General features: G+C 71.0%; 18 protein-coding genes. 5 read left to right on the plus strand and 13 right to left on the minus strand.

Annotation, left to right across the window (positions count from 1 at the left end):
• Positions 1–41: 41 nt before the first annotated feature.
• From ACH4TL_RS31835 to ACH4TL_RS31880, 10 genes are all read right to left on the minus strand, one after another.
• A complete protein-coding gene (locus tag ACH4TL_RS31835; RefSeq protein WP_398325626.1) occupies positions 42–851 on the minus strand; it encodes an ABC transporter permease in 810 nt (269 codons plus the stop codon).
• Complete coding sequence (locus tag ACH4TL_RS31840) at positions 848–1,630, minus strand: ABC transporter ATP-binding protein (RefSeq protein WP_398325629.1); 783 nt, start codon at positions 1,628–1,630, stop codon at positions 848–850. The genes ACH4TL_RS31835 and ACH4TL_RS31840 overlap by 4 nt, the downstream gene beginning before the upstream one ends.
• On the minus strand, positions 1,627–2,733 hold the full coding sequence (locus ACH4TL_RS31845) for an ABC transporter substrate-binding protein (RefSeq protein WP_398325632.1): 1,107 nt from the start codon (positions 2,731–2,733) through the stop codon (positions 1,627–1,629). Before ACH4TL_RS31845 ends, ACH4TL_RS31840 begins: the two co-directional genes overlap by 4 nt.
• Complete coding sequence (locus tag ACH4TL_RS31850) at positions 2,730–4,028, minus strand: glycosyltransferase (RefSeq protein WP_398325635.1); 1,299 nt, start codon at positions 4,026–4,028, stop codon at positions 2,730–2,732. Before ACH4TL_RS31850 ends, ACH4TL_RS31845 begins: the two co-directional genes overlap by 4 nt.
• Positions 4,025–5,080 (minus strand): ABC transporter ATP-binding protein, encoded by a 1,056-nt coding sequence (locus ACH4TL_RS31855; RefSeq protein ID WP_398325638.1) that lies wholly within the window; start codon positions 5,078–5,080, stop codon positions 4,025–4,027. Before ACH4TL_RS31855 ends, ACH4TL_RS31850 begins: the two co-directional genes overlap by 4 nt.
• A complete protein-coding gene (locus tag ACH4TL_RS31860) occupies positions 5,077–5,844 on the minus strand; it encodes an ABC transporter permease (protein ID WP_398325642.1) in 768 nt (255 codons plus the stop codon). Before ACH4TL_RS31860 ends, ACH4TL_RS31855 begins: the two co-directional genes overlap by 4 nt.
• Positions 5,844–6,719: an ABC transporter permease gene (locus ACH4TL_RS31865; RefSeq protein WP_398325646.1), complete on the minus strand. Its 876-nt coding sequence runs from the start codon at positions 6,717–6,719 to the stop codon at positions 5,844–5,846. The genes ACH4TL_RS31860 and ACH4TL_RS31865 overlap by 1 nt, the downstream gene beginning before the upstream one ends.
• Positions 6,719–7,807 (minus strand): spermidine/putrescine ABC transporter substrate-binding protein, encoded by a 1,089-nt coding sequence (locus ACH4TL_RS31870; protein ID WP_398325650.1) that lies wholly within the window; start codon positions 7,805–7,807, stop codon positions 6,719–6,721. The genes ACH4TL_RS31865 and ACH4TL_RS31870 overlap by 1 nt, the downstream gene beginning before the upstream one ends.
• Positions 7,808–8,003: 196 nt before the next feature.
• Positions 8,004–9,455, minus strand: coding sequence for an ATP-binding protein (locus ACH4TL_RS31875; RefSeq protein ID WP_398325653.1), 1,452 nt, complete (start codon positions 9,453–9,455; stop codon positions 8,004–8,006).
• Positions 9,456–10,133: a response regulator transcription factor gene (locus ACH4TL_RS31880; protein WP_398325656.1), complete on the minus strand. Its 678-nt coding sequence runs from the start codon at positions 10,131–10,133 to the stop codon at positions 9,456–9,458.
• A 237-nt stretch (positions 10,134–10,370) separates the two neighbouring features.
• On the opposite strand from ACH4TL_RS31880, the gene ACH4TL_RS31885 reads away from it, so the two are divergent.
• Positions 10,371–11,546: an AbrB family transcriptional regulator gene (locus tag ACH4TL_RS31885; RefSeq protein ID WP_398325659.1), complete on the plus strand. Its 1,176-nt coding sequence runs from the start codon at positions 10,371–10,373 to the stop codon at positions 11,544–11,546.
• 38 nt (positions 11,547–11,584) lie between these two features.
• Positions 11,585–12,028: a hypothetical protein gene (locus ACH4TL_RS31890; protein ID WP_398325662.1), complete on the plus strand. Its 444-nt coding sequence runs from the start codon at positions 11,585–11,587 to the stop codon at positions 12,026–12,028.
• Between the two features lie 23 nt (positions 12,029–12,051).
• On the opposite strand, the gene ACH4TL_RS31895 is transcribed toward ACH4TL_RS31890, so the two are convergent.
• From ACH4TL_RS31895 to rpmG, 3 genes are read right to left on the minus strand one after another with little or no spacing between them, the layout of a single operon-like run.
• A complete protein-coding gene (locus ACH4TL_RS31895; protein WP_398325665.1) occupies positions 12,052–13,218 on the minus strand; it encodes a GTP-binding protein in 1,167 nt (388 codons plus the stop codon).
• Complete coding sequence (locus ACH4TL_RS31900; protein ID WP_398325668.1) at positions 13,215–13,472, minus strand: type B 50S ribosomal protein L31; 258 nt, start codon at positions 13,470–13,472, stop codon at positions 13,215–13,217. The genes ACH4TL_RS31895 and ACH4TL_RS31900 overlap by 4 nt, the downstream gene beginning before the upstream one ends.
• Positions 13,473–13,477: 5 nt before the next feature.
• Complete coding sequence (gene rpmG, locus ACH4TL_RS31905) at positions 13,478–13,642, minus strand: 50S ribosomal protein L33 (RefSeq protein ID WP_009719228.1); 165 nt, start codon at positions 13,640–13,642, stop codon at positions 13,478–13,480.
• 88 nt (positions 13,643–13,730) lie between these two features.
• On the opposite strand from rpmG, the gene rpmB reads away from it, so the two are divergent.
• The 3 genes from rpmB to ACH4TL_RS31920 all read left to right on the plus strand — a co-directional run bounded on the left by rpmB (position 13,731) and on the right by ACH4TL_RS31920 (position 16,312).
• The gene (rpmB, locus tag ACH4TL_RS31910) at positions 13,731–13,967 is read left to right on the plus strand and encodes a 50S ribosomal protein L28 (protein WP_398325671.1); all 237 of its coding nucleotides are present in this window, start codon (positions 13,731–13,733) and stop codon (positions 13,965–13,967) included.
• The gene (rpsN, locus tag ACH4TL_RS31915) at positions 13,967–14,272 is read left to right on the plus strand and encodes a 30S ribosomal protein S14 (RefSeq protein WP_398325674.1); all 306 of its coding nucleotides are present in this window, start codon (positions 13,967–13,969) and stop codon (positions 14,270–14,272) included. Before rpmB ends, rpsN begins: the two co-directional genes overlap by 1 nt.
• Before the next feature lie 561 nt (positions 14,273–14,833).
• Positions 14,834–16,312, plus strand: a complete 1,479-nt coding sequence (locus ACH4TL_RS31920; protein WP_398325677.1) for a sugar transferase — start codon at positions 14,834–14,836, stop codon at positions 16,310–16,312.
• Positions 16,313–16,355 lie beyond the last annotated feature (43 nt).

The following is a 16,355-nucleotide window of genomic DNA, read 5'->3' on the forward strand; positions in this document are numbered from 1 at the left end:
CGACGCGCCGTTCCCGGTCGGCCGACCGGGAACGGCGCGCGTCATGCGCCGATCACCCGGTTCTCCTCGGCCCAGAAGACGAGCCGCTTCTTCGCGAACCGGATGATGAAGTGGGCGATCAGGCCCAGTACGGAGAGCACCACCAGCACGGCGAACGTCCCGGCGATGTCGAACGTGTAGTTGGTCTGGAGCAGGAGGTATCCCAGGCCCTCCTTCGCGCCGATGAACTCGCCGACGACGGCGCCGAGGATCGAGAAGACGATCCCGATGTCCAGACCGGCGAAGATGAACGGGAGCGCGCTCGGCAGCCGCACCATCCGGAACACCTGGAACCTGCCGGCGCCGAACACCGTGAGCATCTGGATGCGGTCCGCGTCGGCCGAGCGCAGCCCCTCGATGACGTTGACCAGCACGGGGAAGAACGAGATCACCGCCGCCATGACGACCTTGCTCGTCATGCCGAAGCCGAACCAGACGACGAACAGCGGCGCGAGCGCCACCTTGGGCACCGTCTGGAAGGCGACGACATACGGCATGAAGGTGCGCTCGATCAGCCGCACCTGGGAGATCGCGGTGCCCAGCACCAGCGCCGCCGCCGCTCCGAGCAGAAAGCCGTAACCCGACTCCAGGACCGTCACCTTCAGATGCCCCCAGAACAACGGGTCCGCCAGCTGCGTGCGGAGGGCTTCGGCGATCTGCGAGGGGCGCGGCAGTACGTAGTCGTCGATCCCGGCGGCGGGGACCGCGAACTCCCAGGCCAGCACGGTGACGACGAAGACGGCGGGAACGAGCAGTAGTTCGGGGCGCTCTCGCAGGTCCACGAGTAGCCGCCACCCGCGGAGTGGCTTCATGAGCCGATCACCCCGGTGGCGTGGAAATGCCTGCGGATCCGCTCGACGAAGACTCCGGCGCGGTCCGAGGCCATCGCGCCGAGTGTGCGCGGGCGTTCGAGCGCGATGTCGACGATCTCGGCTATGCGGCCGGGGCGGGGGCTGAGAACCACCACCCGGTCGGAGAGGAAGACCGCCTCGGGGATGGAGTGGGTGACGAACACGACGGTCTGGCCGCTCTCCCGCCAGATCCTCAGCAACTCGACGTTCATCGACTCGCGGGTCAGGGCGTCGAGCGCGCCGAAGGGCTCGTCCATCAGCAACACGGCCGGGTCGTGCACCAGGGCCCGGCAGATTCCGGCGCGCTGCTGCATCCCGCCGCTCAGCTCATGCGGATGTCTGCCCTCGAAGCCGTCGAGGCCGACCATCGCGAGCAGCCGCTCGGCCCGCTCCCGGTACACCGAGGCGTCGAGCTTCCGCACCTCCACGGGCACCATCACGTTCGCCAGTACGGTGCGCCAGGGCAGCAGGGTGGGCGTCTGGAAGACCATGCCCACCTCGGGCAGCGGCCCCGTCACGTCGCGGTCGGCGACGCGGACCGTCCCCCGGCTCCTGGGGACGATCCCGGCGAGGATCTTCAGCAGGGTGGTCTTGCCGCACCCCGACGGGCCGACGACCGACACGAACTCGCCGCGTCGGACCGTGAAGGTGACGTCCGAGAGCGCGTGGGTCGGCTCGGACCTGCGCGGCCGGTAGGTCTTGTGCAGTCCGGTGACCTCGATCCAGCGGTCCCGCGTCACCCGGCGGCCTTGGCCTTCGTGATCACGGCCGCCGGGTCGAAGCCGTTCGCGCCCTTCAGCAGGCTGCCGTCCCACAGCGCCGGGAGGGGGACGTCCTCGGTGATCTGACCGGCGGTCCTGGTGTAGGCGATCGTCTTGTCCCACTCCCTGTCGCTGATCGCACCCCAGTCCTTGAAGGTCCCGGGCTCACCGGCGGCGGGGACCGCGGTCCTGATCCACGCCTGGAGGGTCCTGGTGTCGTCGGCGATGCGGTCGTCGGCCCTCTTGCCGGTCAGCAGCTGGGGGAACGCCCGGTAGCCGTCACGCATCGCGGCCTCGGGGTTGACGGCGGAGAAGAGCAGCGCCTTGTAGGAGGCGCGCAAGTAGCGCGTCAGCACGTCCTTCTTCGCCTTCAGGGCCTTCTCGGTCACCACGTAGGTCAGGGAGCGGATGCCGTCGAACGCGCCGGAGTTGTCGAGATAGCGCAGCTCGGTGCCCGCGTTCTCCAGGGTGGTGTACGCCTGGGTGTACAGGGCGAGCACGTCGACCTTGCCGTTCTCCAGGGCGGCCAGGGCCGGTGCGCCCACGCCGACCGGCAGCAGATCGACGTCCTTTGCCGCGTCCAGTCCGGCGTCGCTCGCGTACGCGCGGGCGTAGATGGCCGAGCCGGAGGCGAGGCTGATGACCCCGATCTTCTTGCCCTTGAGGTCGGCCGGGCTGCTGACCTCACTGCCGGGCCGGACGGCCATGCGCCACGGCCAGTTCCGTACCAGGCCCCCGATGGCCTTCACCGGGACGCCCTTCTCCCGTGCGGCGAGGATGGCTCCCGCGTCGGCCGGCGCGATGTCGGCGCTGTTCGAGGCGACGGCCTGGACCGCTGCCACCGACCCGTCGGTGTTGATCACGTCGACTTTCAGCTTCTCGTCGGCCAGATAGCCCTCGGCGTCGCCCACCGCGTGGGTGGCGACCTCTTCCTTGGGGGCGATCACGGCCGAGGGAACGGCGAGTCGGAGCGTGGCCCGGGCGCCCGGGCCACCGCCGGAGGACGACGAGGGCCCGTCCGCGCAGGCGGAGAGCGCCGCGAGGACGGCGACGCCGAGGCCGAGCGTCAAGGACCGCTTCATGTTCCCTGCCTTTCGTGGCCCTGCCGCTCGATGAGGTCGGCGGCGGTGCGCAGCCCGTCGCGGGCCCGGATGGTCGTGGCGGCTTCCGTCAGCCTGTGCCGCAGGCGGGTGTCGCCGAGCAACTCCGCCAGGGCGCCGTGCAGTTGCGCGTCGGTGAAGCGGTACGGGTCGAGGCGGACGCCGTAGCCGAGTTCGGCGATCCGCTGGGCGTTGTCGTACTGGTCCCAGAACAGCGGGAGCACGATCATGGGCTTGCCGAAGTGGAGGCTCTCGGTGGTCGTGTTGTTGCCGCCATGGGTGATGACGAGGTCGACGAGCGGGAGGATCCGCGTCTGCGGAAGGAACTCCGCGCCCCACATCGTGGGAGGCAGCTCGATCTCGTCGTGCAGCGGCCCCTTGGAGACGATGTAGCGGTGCGGGGTGCGCGCCAGGGAGGCGATGATCCGGCGCATCAGGCCGACGTCGGCGGAGCCGAGGGAGCCCAGGCTGAAGTAGATCAGCGCGCTGCCCTCGGGCCGTTCGGCCGCCTGCGGCGGCAGGGTGAACTCCTCGTCGGTCTCGCGGACCGAGGAGTCCAGCCGGTGCCAGGCAGCACCCAGCGGGCGGGCTTCGGCGTAGTCGGCGATCTCCGGGTAGACGTACAGGTTCAGCTCGCCGTCGTGGATGAACTCCAGGTCGGGCAGCGGTCTCGCGCCCTGCTCCACGACCCAGGTGTTGAATTCGGTCCACAGCCCGCGGTGGGTGCGGTCGTACGCGGCGCGGAACCCGGCCCAGCCCGTGCGGTCACCGGCGGGGTAGCCGGAGAAGGGCGGGGGAACGCGTTCGCCCTTCACCTCCAGCGGGTTGCAGGAGACGATCCGTACGAAGGGCGCGTCCGCCGTGGTCAGCGCGGGGAAGCAGACGACGTTGTCCTCGACGATCACGTCCGGTCGGACCCGGGCGACGATTCTCCTGAGCTGAGGTTCGCAGTACCGGGCGCCCGCGATCAGCTCCTCCCAGACCGGCCTGACCCAGGTGCCCAGCTGTTCGATCGTGGGCTTCTGGAACTCGGGGGCGGTGTCCCGTACGAAGTCCTTCCAGAACTGGCCCGCCTCCTGGGGGATTTCGGGCGGCGGGGCCAGGTCGACCAGCTCCTCCTCGAAGCCGAGCGGGGCGAGCCTGCCCTTCCAGGACGCCTCCGCCGCGAACACCACGCGGTGGCCCCTTCGGCGCAGTACGTCGCCGATGCCGACGCAGTTGTTGGTCGGGCCGTACGCGCTCTCCGGCGCGAAGAGGATGGTCAGGGGTCCGCTCAAGGGCTGTCTCCCGTCGTCTCGACCGTCGTCTCGATCAGTACCGCGCTCTCCGGGTCCCACGACAGCGCGACGCGGGCCCCGGAGGTCGCCGTGGCCGGGCCCGGGACGGTCAGCAGGACCGGCCGGTCCAGGCCGGGGACCGTGACCGCGATCCTCGAGGAGCCGCCGAAGTAGCTGATGTCCAGCACCGTGCCGTGCAGGCAAGCGTCCGCGTCCCCGGCGGCGAGCCGGATGTTCTCCGGACGTACGCCGACCAGCCCCGCCGCCTTCCCGGCCGGGGCGGGCAGGACACCGACGCCGGGTACGTCGAGTCCACCGGTGGGCAGCAGCCGTCCGGAGAAGACGTTGTTGGCGCCGACGAAGCCCGCGACGAACCGGCCCTGGGGGCGCTGGTAGAGCTCGACGGGGGTGTCGACCTGCTGGACGCGCCCGGCGTCCAGGACGGCGATCCGGTCGGCGAGCGACATGGCCTCCTCCTGGTCGTGGGTGACGACGAGGAAGGTGATGCCCACCTGGTGCTGGAGGCGCTTGAGTTCCAGCTGCATCTCGGCGCGGACCTGTTTGTCGAGCGCCGACAGCGGCTCGTCGAGCAGCAGCACACGGGGGCGTTTGACGATGGCACGGGCGAGGGCGACCCGCTGCCGCTGCCCGCCGGACAGCTGATGCGGCCGTCTGCGGGCGTGCGCGGTCAGCCCGACGGTGGCGAGTACGGCCGCGACCCGTTCGCGGATCTCGGCCCGGGGGAGCCCTTCCCGCGCCAGCCCGTACGCGATGTTCTTCTCGACGCTCATGTGCGGGAACAGCGCGTACGACTGGAACATGAGGTTGACCGGCCGCCGGTGCGCGGGCACGCCCAGCAGGTCCCGGCCGTCCAGGGCGACCGTGCCGCTGTCCGGGGTCTCGAATCCGGCGAGGACGCGCAGCAGGGTCGTCTTCCCGCAGCCGCTCGGGCCGAGGAGGGCGAAGAACTCGCCCTCCTCGATCTCCAGGCTCACCCCGTCCAGGGCGGTGACCTCGCCGAACCGCCGGGTGACGGCATGGATACGGATCACAGCGCCTCCGCCAATCGGCTGACGCGCTGGGCGGCGATGACCACGGTGAAGCTGACCGCGAGCAGCAGGGTGGCGAGCGCGTTGATCTCCGGGGTCACGCCGAACCTGATCATCGAGTAGATGACGATCGGCAGGGTGGGGTCCTTCGGCCCCGCGGTGAAGAAGGCGATCACGAACTCGTCGAGCGAGACGGTGAACGTCAGCAGCGCGCCCGCCACGACGCCGGGGGCGAGGGTCGGCAGGGTGATGCGGAGGAACGTGGCGACCTCGCCCGCGCCGAGGTCGCGCGAAGCCTCCTCCAGGGAGGGGTCGACGTGGGCGATCCGGGTGCGCACGACGGCCGTGACGAAGGCCAGGCCGAAGACGGTGTGGGCGAGCAGCACCGAGTGCAGGCCGAGGGTGGCCGAGACGAGCGCGTAGAAGGCGAGCAGGCCGATCGCGAGCACGATGTCCGGCAGGACGGCGGGCAGCACCGACAGGGCGGGCAGCAGCCGCGACCGGCTCGCGTGGCGGGCGAGCCCCACGGCGAGCAGGGTGCCGAGGACGGTGGACAGCGCGGTCGCGCCCGCGGCCACGGTCAGCGTGTTGGCCAGGCCCCGCAGGACCTCGTCGTCGCCGGCCAGCGTGGCGTACCAGGCGGTGCTGAACCCGGACCACTGGTAGGGGCTGTCCGAGCGGTTGAAGGACATCACCACGAGCACCGCGACGGGCGTGTAGAGGAACGCGTACGTCAACCACAGCGGGAGGAGCGTCGCCCGGCGCATCAGCGGCCGCCCAGCCGGCGCCCGGCCCAGGCTTGCGCCATGAGCAGCAGGACCAGGAACGCCATGAGGGCGAGGGCGAGCACCGAGCCGAACGGCCAGTCCCGTGCGTTGAGGAACTGGTCCCTGATCAGGTTGCCGACCATGACCGTGTGCCCGCCGCCCAGCAGTTCGGGGACCACGAAGTTGCCGAGGCTGGGCACAAAGACGAAGACGCAGCCGGTCAGCACGCCGGGCAGGGTGTGCGGGAGCGTCACGCTCCAGAACGTGCGGGCCGGGCGGGCGCCCAGATCGGCCGAGGCTTCGAGCAGCCGGGGGTCGACCCGTTCGATCGCCGAGTACAGCGGCAGCACCATCAGCGGGAGATAGGCGTAGAGCAGTCCGAGGACGACGGCGGGTTCCGTGTAGAGGAGCTTCAGCGGCCGGTCGATCACCCCGATGCCGGTGAGGGCCGAGTTGACCACACCGTGGCTGGACAGCAGCACGATCCAGGCGTAGGTACGGATCAGGAAGTTGGTCCAGAACGGGAGCACGACCAGGACCAGGGCGACCGTGCGCCATCTGCGGGGCAGTCGGCTGATCGCGTACGCGGTCGGGTAGCCGAGGAGGAGCGCGAGCAGCGTGGTGACGGCCGCGATGCGCAGCGAGTCGGTGAGGACGCCGGTGTAGAGGGGGTCGGTGATCCGCGCGAAGTTCTCGCCGGTGCTTCCGTCCTCGTACGCGATTCCGCCGAACCGGCCCCGCCGGAAGGCCGTGTAGCCGATCAGCAGGGCCAGCGGCAGCAGGAGCAGGACGGCCAGATAGGACAGGCCAGGGCCGAGCAGGACGAGACGGGCCCGCATATGCGGTCCTGTGACCGCCTTCCCCTGGTGGGCCATCAGCCCGCGGTGACTTCCGTGACGATCCGGGTGTACGCCGTCGCGGCGTCCCCGAGGTCGACGACGGACTCACCCTTGAGCAGTTGCCCGGGAGGCATGGCGAGGGCGGGGTGGCTCTTCAGCAGGGCCGGGTCGAGTTCGGCCATGGCGGCGGTGTTGGGGACCTTGTAGAAGATGTTCGAGGCGACCCAGGAGTGTGTCTTCGCGTCGAGGACGTAGTCGATGAAGGCGTGCGCCGCCTCCTTGTTCTTCGACGACTTGAGGATGACCATCGTGTCCGTCCAGAGGTCGCTGCCCTCCTTGGGGACGACGAAGCCGATCCTCTTGTCGTCGGTCGGGCACCAGCCGTCCCATGCCTCCGCCAGCACGGCCTCCCCGGACGTGAGCCGGTCGCCGAACGTGGTGTCGTCGTAGGCGAGGAGCCCGTCCTTCGCGGTGAGCAGCAACTCCTTGACCCGGGCGAGCTGTTGTTCGTCGGTGGTGTTCACCGAGTAGCCGAGCGTCTTCTGCGCGGGGAGGAAGAGCCAGCGTTCGGTCTTCAGCATGGTGGCCTTGCCCTTGACCGCGGCGCGCGGCTTCAGCAGGTCGTTCCAGCTGTCGGGGGTGTAGCCGAGAAGGTCCTTGCGGTAGCAGAGCCCGGTGGTGCCCCACGTGTACGGGACGGAATAGATGTTGCCCTTGTCATGGGCGAGCCGGGCGGCGAGCGGGTCCAGGTTCTTCAGGTGCGGGACCAGATCGTGGTGGATGGGTTCGAGCAGCCCCTGCGCGGCGAGCGCCTGCGCGTACTGGCCCGATACGAACGCCACGTCGATGCCACTGTCGGCGGAGGCGGTCAGTTTGGCGACGATCTCCTCGTTGGTGCTGTGCTTGGCGACGGTCATGGGCGTGCCGACGGCCGACTCGAACCGGGCGGGAAGGTCCTTCGGCATGTAGCCGTCCCAGTTCGAGACGGTGAGCCGCTGCTTGCGTAAGTCCGCGTCGGGGTCGAGCGACGCGGAAGCGGCGGGGCCGTTTCCGCCCGGTTGGCCGTCGCCGCCACATGCGGGGAGAAGGAACGCGAGGGCGGCCGCCGTCGCCGCCACGGACACATGCCTGAACCTCAGTGCGCCTAACACGCCACTCCCTTGCTGTCGAGATCAGCCGGCTGAGCGTGGGTCGTGCCCGGTTCGCCGAACGGCTCGCGGGCAGGCATCGATTTCCGGAGTTTCGCATAATTGGCATGCACCGGGCAAGATGGCCGTTTCGCCCGGCCTCGTTCTCGCCTTGTGGCGCTCGTCCGGCTGGTCAGTCGGACGGGAGCGCTGCCGGCAGGCGGACCACCAGGCGTGCCCCGCCGAGGCCGCCGTCGTCCGGTGCGGGGTCCTGGTCGGCGTGGACGGTGCCGCCGTGCGCGGTGACGACCTTGCCGACGATGGCGAGACCGAGACCGGAACCGCCGGCCTCTCGGGACCGCGCCTCGTCGAGTCGCGTGAAGCGCTCGAAGACCCGCAGCCGGTCCGCGGGCGGGATGCCCGACCCGTCGTCGCTGACGGTGAGTTCGACGGTGCTCCCGCGCTCGCCCAGGGCGACCCGTACCCGCTGGTCCGCGTGGCGGCGGGCGTTGTCCAGCAGATTGCGTACGACGCAGCGCAGCGCCTCGGCGTCGCCCCGCACTCGCCCGCCGGAGACCCGCCGGGCGTCGATGTCCGCCCGGGCCAGGGAGCGTTGCCTGCGGACCTCGGCCAGCACCACCTCGTCCAGGTCGATGACGTGTGCGGCCTGTGACCGCGACCGGGCGGGGTCCTCGCTGCGGGCCAGTGCCAGCAGTCCCTCGACCAGGTCGTGCAGCCGTACGGTGTCCTCCAGCAGGGTGGCGGCCACCGTCGGGTCCCGGTCGGGGTCGGGGTAGCTGGCCATGACCTCGAGCTGGGCCCGCAGGGCGGTCAGCGGGCTGCGCAGTTCGTGTGCGGCGTCGGCGACGAAGCGGCGCTGTGCGGCGGAGGCGTCGTCGAGGCGGGCGAGCATGTCGTTGAGGGTGACGCCGAGCGCGTGGATCTCGTCCTGACAGGCGGGCAGGTCGAGGCGGCGGTGCAGATCGGTCGCGGTGATGTCCGCGGCCTGGCGGCGCAGGGTCTCCACCGGGCGCAGGGTGCGGCCTGCGGTGAGCGAGATCGTCCACGCCACGAGCGCGGTCAGCGCGGGCACTCCGATCGCCAGGCCGGTGGTCAGGCTGGACAGGGTGTGCTCGGCCTGGGCCAGGGACACCCCCACGACGATGGTGGCGGGGCGGCCGTCGATACGGATCGGCCGGGCCAGTACGCGGAAGTCGCCCCCGTCGCCGATGCTGAGGTCGCGCAGGGTGGCGGGACGTCCGTCGAGCACCCGCGGGGGGAGGGGGACCGGGAAGCCGCTGGGGCTGCCCGGGCGGGTCTCGTAGTCGGAGCTGGCCCGCACCTTCCCGTGGGTGTCCAGCACCTCGACGACATCGGCGTCCCCTCCGTTGGAGGGGATGAGGGCCCCCAACCGGTCGTGCCGGACGAGGGCGGTGACGTCGGACAGCCGCTGGCGGCCGGTGCCGTCCCGGTCGCCCCACATGGAGCGCTGGAGGCCGAACAGCAGTCCGAGGCCGGCCGCCACCATCGCGATGGCGACGACCAGAGTGGCCCACATGGTGACCCGGGTCCGCAGGCTCAGCTTCCGGGTCAGCCGTCGCACCCGGCCGAGTGCCGGACGCCCGGGGCGAAGGCGTCGGGACACTCAGCCGCCCTTCGCGTCCAGCCGGTAGCCGATACCGCGTACGGTCTCGATCGCGGACCGGCCGAACGGAGTGTCGATCTTGCGCCGGAGATAGCCGACGTAGACCTCGACGATGTTGGGGTCGCCCTCGAACCAGGCGTCCCAGACCTGGGCGAGCAGCTCGGTCTTGCTCACCACCGTGTCGGGGTTGCGCAGCATGAACTCCAGCAGCCCGAACTCGCGCGGCGTCAGGTCCAGGCGCTCCTCGCCACGTCCGCACCGGTGCGCCGCCGGATCCAGCCAGAGATCACCCGCACGGAGGACGGGCGACCGCTGCGGGGCGCTGCGGCGCAGCAGCGCGCGGATCCGGGCCAGCAGCACCACGAACGAGAACGGCTTCGTCAGATAGTCGTCCGCGCCGAGATCGAGGGCGTCCGCCTCGTCGTACTCCCCGTCCTTGGCCGTGAGAATCAGCACCGGGGTGGTGAGGCCGGCGGCGCGCAGGGTCCGGCAGACGTCATAGCCGTTGCGGCCCGGCAGCATCAGGTCGAGCACGATCACGGCGTAGTCGTTGTGCCTGATCAGGCCGAGGGCCTTCTCGCCGTTCTCCGCGATGTCGACGCCGAACCCCTCGGCGCGCAGGCCGCGGTCCACGGCGGCGGCGATGTTCTGCTCGTCCTCGACAACCAGCACACGCACGCCACATCACCCCATGACAGTACCGACGGGTCGGCCGGGAGACTGATCCTCAATTGCGAGTCTAGAGGCCGGACCGCAGGTCGGCCGCGCGTCTCTCAGCGGGCTCTCAGGGTCTCCACAGCGCTCACTCAGCGCTCTCAGTGTGCGCACAGGCCGTAAGCGACACAGTGGAGAGTGCCTGCTTCGCACAGGCGTCGAGTCCAACGGACCCGCACCATCCGACGAAAGGCGCCCATCGTGGCACCGACTTCCGCGCCGCGGCGCACGGACGAACGCCCGTCCCCCACCGCCAGTACCGCGCCGAAGCCCGCCCCGCGCAGCTCCGAACTCCCCGTCTCCCGCCCAGCTCCCACCGGGCTCTGGGCCCTGATCATCGCCGGAGGCTACGCCGCCGGTCTCGCGGCGGACGCCCTCGGCGTTCCCGCCCCCTACTTGCTGTCCTCCCTGCTGGTCGGCGCCGTCCCGGCGCTGTGCGGAGTGGTCCGCGACCGGCTCCCGGCACCGGCCAACCGGGCCTCGCAGGCGCTGGTGGGCGCCCTCATGGGCAGCTACCTCACCCCGTCGGCCCTCGTCTCCGCCGCGCCGGTCGCGCTGCCGCTGACCGTGGTCACCGCGGCCACCATCGCGCTGAGCGTCGCGGTCGCCCGGCTCCTGGCCCGCCGTGGCCGCATCGGGCGGCCCAGTGCCGTCCTCGGCATGGTGCCCGGTGGTTCGGCCGCGATCGTCACCTGTGCCGACGAGCTGAACGCCGATGTGCGGCTCGTCGCCTTCACCCAGTACCTGCGGGTCGGCCTCGTCGCCACCACCGCGCCACTGGCCGCCCACTGGATGACCTCCGCCTCCTCCTCGGCGTCGTCCGGCCACCCGGCCGCGGTCTCCGGCCTCCTTCACATCGTCGCCGGTTCGGACCAGCTCACCGGCCTGTTCACCCTCGCCGTCATCGCCCTCGCGGGCTCCTGGGCGGGCCGACGGCTGCGGGTGCCCACGCCGCTGCTGATCGGCCCGATGCTGGTCGCCCTGGCGGCGACGCTCAGCGGCGCCGTGCCCGGCTTCGCGCCCGTCGGTGTGCTCCAGAACGTCATCTTCGTCCTGGTCGGCCTCGACGTCGGCGTACGGTTCACCCGCCGGACGCTCGTCAGCGTGCGGCGCCTGCTGACCCCGATCCTGGTCTGCATGGCGGTCGTCTGCCTCGGCTGCGCCGGGCTGGCGTGGCTCTTCGCGGGCGTGACGAACACCCCGTTCACCGACGCCTACCTCGCCACCACCCCCGGAGGGATCAACGCGGTCCTTGCCACGGCGGTCTCCTCCCACGCGAACGTCGCCCTGGTCTCCACCGTCCAGAGCCTGCGCCTGCTGGCCGTCGTCCTGGTGACCCCGCTGCTCACCCGGCGACTCGCGCCGGGCCGCGCATGACGTACTGACCAACCGTCCGGCCGCCGAAAGGACCGCCCGTGGAAGCCACCGCCCGCATGGGACAGCGATGGGTCGCGCTCGTCGACCGCGCGAACGGATGCGTCGAGGCGTACGACGTCGTGGAGTGGCTGCCCGACGGGGCGGAACTGGTCGGCTACATATACGGCACGGGCGACGCGGCCCAAGGGGACAAGGGCCGTGTCGTCCGTGCTGACCGTCACCCGGGATTCCTGGCGTACGAGCGACGGCCACACGTGGTCGCGGCCCTGCCGGGAATGGGCTGGACGGTCTGCTACCGCCTCGGCGGCACGTACGGCACCGACGGCGCCGAGCGTCTCGAACGTCGTCCAGTGCTTGCCTGGCTCGTGTACGACGACGGCACGGTCACACCCTGCGACGTGGACCACGACGGGCTGGTCTACTGCAGCACCGACACGCCGGAGCTGGCTCACGTCGAACCCCCGGACCCCGCGGCCGGCTGACGGTGCGGGGCCCGACGCGCGCTTCACGCCGCGGGGTCGAGCAGGTCGTCGAAGGCGGGGGAGAGGTGCTTCCAGCCTTCCGGGCCCGCCGCGTACTCGTCGTCGGTGAGCAGGCACGAGTCGAGCAGCGGGAGCAGACTGCCGCGGTCGAGGCCGGGCGAGGTGAAGGTGAGGTGCTGGCAGCGGTCGCCGTGTTCCGGGTGCCAGCCCAGGGAGGCGGCGACGCGGCGTTCCGCCGGGACCATCTCCCAGGCGGCGTCCGGGAGTGCGGCCAGCCAGGGGCCGGTGGACTCCACGCACAGCGCGCCACCGGCCGCGTCCCACGAGAGCAGGGTGTCGGGCCGGTCGGCCAGCCAGAAGCGGCCGCGGCTGCGGGCGGCGGCGCAGCACAGGTACTCCAGGGCGGCGTGGAGCCGACCCGGGTGGAAGGGGCGCCTCCGGCGCCAGACGAGGGTGCTGACGCCGTGTTCGTCGGTGTCCTGGGGCAGCAGCGCACACGCCGGATGCTGACGGACGGCCGCCGCCCCGACATCGAAGCCCCGGAGGAGCGCGGGCCCCAGGCCACTCTCGTCGAGCCGCATCTGCCGTGCGCCGGGGGTGAGTTGGGTGAGCAGCGCGTGGTCACCGTCGTCCGCGGGCTCCTCACCTGTGGTCTCCTCGGCGATGGCGATCAGCGTGGGGTACTCCAGCTGCCGGGCGAAGGTGTCGGCGACGGTGCGCTGATCGGTCGGGGCAGCGGCGAGGCCGACGTCGGCCAGGTCGTCGCCGTTGGACAGGTACGGCACCATCAGCGCCGGGTCGATGGCGGTGGCCACCCCGGTCAGCGTCAGGGGCGGGCCAGCGGAGGCGATGACGGCGGCCATGGCCTGTGGCTCGACCGAGTCCCACAGCTCCACGACCGCCAGCCGGTGGGCGCCTCCGGCGGCCACCCGCAGCAGTTCGGGAATCATGTCCTCGCGCAGGGCGCAGCACGCGCAGTCGTTGACCAGGGGTGCCTCACCGGTGTCGAGCAGCCCCGTGGCGTCCCGCACGGTGCGGTGCACCGCGCTGTCGGTGGCGGCGGACAGGTCATGGTGCAGGGCGACGGAGCCGGGCACCGTACGCAGGACCTCCTCGACGGCGGCGCGGCGGGCGTCGGCGTGCAGTCCGCCGACGATCGCGACGGCCAGCCGGGGTTCGTGCGTGTTCACCGGTCCCTCCGTCCGCGTCCGTAGCGCCGCTCGAACCGCTCGACGCGGCCCGCGGTGTCCAGGACCCGCTGGGTGCCGGTGTAGAAGGGGTGGCTCGCCGAGGAGATCTCGACGTCGATGACCGGGTAGGAGTGGCCGTCCTCCCATTCGACGGTGGTGTCGCTGGTGGCGGTGGAGCGGCTGAGGAAGGCGAAGTCGGCGGCCCTGTCGCGGAAGACGACGGGCCGGTAGGCGGGGTGGATGCCGGGCTTCATGGCGGTCAGCGCTCCTCGCGGAAGTCGACGTGGCGGCCGACGACCGGGTCGTACTTGCGGAGGGTCATGCGGTCGGGGTCGTTCCGCCGGTTCTTGCGGGTCACGTACGTGTAGCCGGTGCCGGCGGTGGACCGCAGCTTGATGATCGGGCGTAGTTCGTTCCGGGCCATGCACATCACCATACATGGAATTGGTTTTCATGTTCATCTAGGGTTACGGTGCTGCGACCCCGTAAGGCAACGAGAACCAGGAGGAACCGTGTCCGCCCACTGTCAGCTCACCGGCCGGCAACCCGGCTTCGGCAACCACGTCTCCCACTCCCACCGGCGAACCAGGCGCCGCTTCGACCCCAACATCCAGCGCAAGCGCTACTGGCTGCCGAGTGAAGGGCGCCACGTCCGGCTCACGCTCAGTGCCAGGGCGATCAAGGCCGTGGACGCCATCGGCGTCGAGGCCGCCGTGGCCCGCATCCGCGCCCGGGGAGGGAAGGTCTGATGGCCAAGAAGAGCAAGATCGCCAAGAACGAGCGGCGCCGGGTGATCGTGGCCCGCTACGCCGAGCGCCGGGCCGAGTTGAAGGCGGTCATCGCCGATCCCGGGACCTCGGATGAGGAACGCCTCGACGCCCAGCGGGAACTGCGCCGTCAGCCGCGCGACGCCAGCGCCACCCGGGTGCGCAACCGCGACTCCGTCGACGGTCGCCCCCGTGGGTATCTGCGTGCCTTCGGTCTCTCGCGCGTCCGGTTGCGCGAAATGGCCCACGCGGGCGAACTCCCCGGTGTGGCCAAGAGCAGTTGGTGACCCCTCGTCAGGCTCGGCGTTGCTGGTGCCGACGGCCCGGAGAACTCCCGTTGTCGCAGGTCACGCGGCACGTCTTCGCGGTCGTCGGACCCGCGGGCGGTCACTGATCGGTGGATTTGGCTTCAAGGTTTGGGCACAAATTCCACACATCCCCTCTTCAGCGGGGCCCCGATGGTCTAGATTGACCCGTGCTTCACATGTTTGGACACCGGCGACAAATAATGATCTATGCATGTGGCTTTAGGGGAAGCCAGCAGTCGCGTCGCCGGCGGCCAGACGTGGGTTGACCAATTCTTGGAGCCCGAGAGGGGGCCCTTGGGTGTGGGGAGCACCCGAGGTATCGACGGGCTTTCGCGCACCTCGAAACTCTGGCCGGACATGCGAGTCTGCCGCCGCCAGGGTGGGGTTGTTCACGTAGTTCTGGCATAGCCGGCATGTCATGCGCGGGGGGCGGGGGCCTCCCACGGGGAGGAACAGCGCGGCGCGGGAGGCGGGGGCCTCCCGAGGGGGAGGAACAGTGCTAGGCGAACACGTCGAACCACTGGGGACCTGGGGGGTTCTGTGCGGCAAGGGGGATTACTCAACCCGTTTCCGCCGGCGCGCGGGCGGCTGGCGGACGGGGCGATCAGACAGCCCGCGTCCGACTGGGAGCAGCGGTACCGCCGTACCGTGATCACCAGCGATACGGTGGCCACCGCCTTCGTGGTGGCGGCGATCGGCAACTTCTTCGGGGCCCGGGACGCGGCCAACTGGCATGAGAAATGGGGGATTCTCGCCTTCGGCACCGAGCTGCTGGTGCTGGGGGCGCTCGCGGTGAGCCGCTCGTGGGCTCCGGCCGTGCTCGGCCAGGGCGCCGAGGAATTCCGCCGGCTCGGACGCTCACTGTTCACGGCGACCGTCGTGCTGGCGCTCGGCGGGATCGCCCTCACCTCGCGCAACATCAAGCTCTGGATCTTCGTCGCGATCCCCGCGATCGCGCTCGTCACCATGACCGAGCGATATCTGCTGCGCCTGTGGCTGCACAAACAGCGGAAGGAAGGATGGTGCCTGCGACCGGTGCTCGCCGCCGGGAGCCCGGCCACCGTGCGCGACCTGATCACCCGGACCCGCAAGTTCCCGCACCTCGGCTGGCGGGTGGACGCGGTGTGCACGACGGACGGCCTCGGCCTCGACGGTGACCAACTGGACGGAGTGCCGGTCGTCGGCCGGCTGACGGACGTCGCGGGCCACGTCCGCCGCGACGGCTACCGTGTCGTCGCGGTCACCCCGGACCCGCACTGGTCACCTGACCGGTTGCAGCGGCTGGCCTGGAACCTCGAAGGCAGCGAGGCCGAGATGGTCGTGGCCCCCGTGCTGATGGAGGTGGCAGGGCCGCGGCTGCACATCGACGCGGTGCTCGGGATACCGCTGCTGCGGGTCAGCATGCCGACCTTCACCGGGGGCCGCCGGGCGGTCAAAGGAGTCGTCGACCGGCTGGGCGCCGCGGTCCTGCTGGTGCTGTTCGCGCCGCTGATGGTGCTGGTCGGGCTGCTCGTGCTGGTGGACAGCCGGGGCGGGGCGTTCTACCGCCAGCGCAGGGTCGGCAAGGACGGCCGCGAGTTCACCATTCTCAAGTTCCGCACCATGGTCGCCGGGGCCGACCGGGCACGTGCCGAGCTGGCCGACCGCAACGAGGGCGCGGGGCTGCTGTTCAAGCTCCGCCGGGATCCGCGGGTGACCCGGGTGGGATCGGTGCTGCGCCGGTACTCGCTCGACGAGCTCCCGCAGCTCTTCAACGTGCTCACCGGATCGATGTCGCTCGTCGGCCCGCGGCCTCCGTTGCCGGAGGAGTCCGCCGCGTACGGCCCGGACATCCGGCGGCGGCTGCTGGTCAAGCCCGGGCTCACCGGCCTGTGGCAGATCAGCGGACGCAGCGACCTGCCGTGGGAAGAGGCGGTCCGGCTGGACCTGCGGTACGTGGAGGACTGGTCGCTCGCCCTGGACACGGTGATCTTGTGGAAGACCCTGCGTGCGGTGCTCCAGGGGCAGGGGGCCTACTGATGCGTGGCGGGGGGCGCCGTCCTGACGGCGCGTGGAAGGCAGG

Source organism: Streptomyces sp. NPDC021115, from assembly GCF_044333065.1.
In the GTDB taxonomy this organism is placed as follows: domain Bacteria; phylum Actinomycetota; class Actinomycetes; order Streptomycetales; family Streptomycetaceae; genus Streptomyces.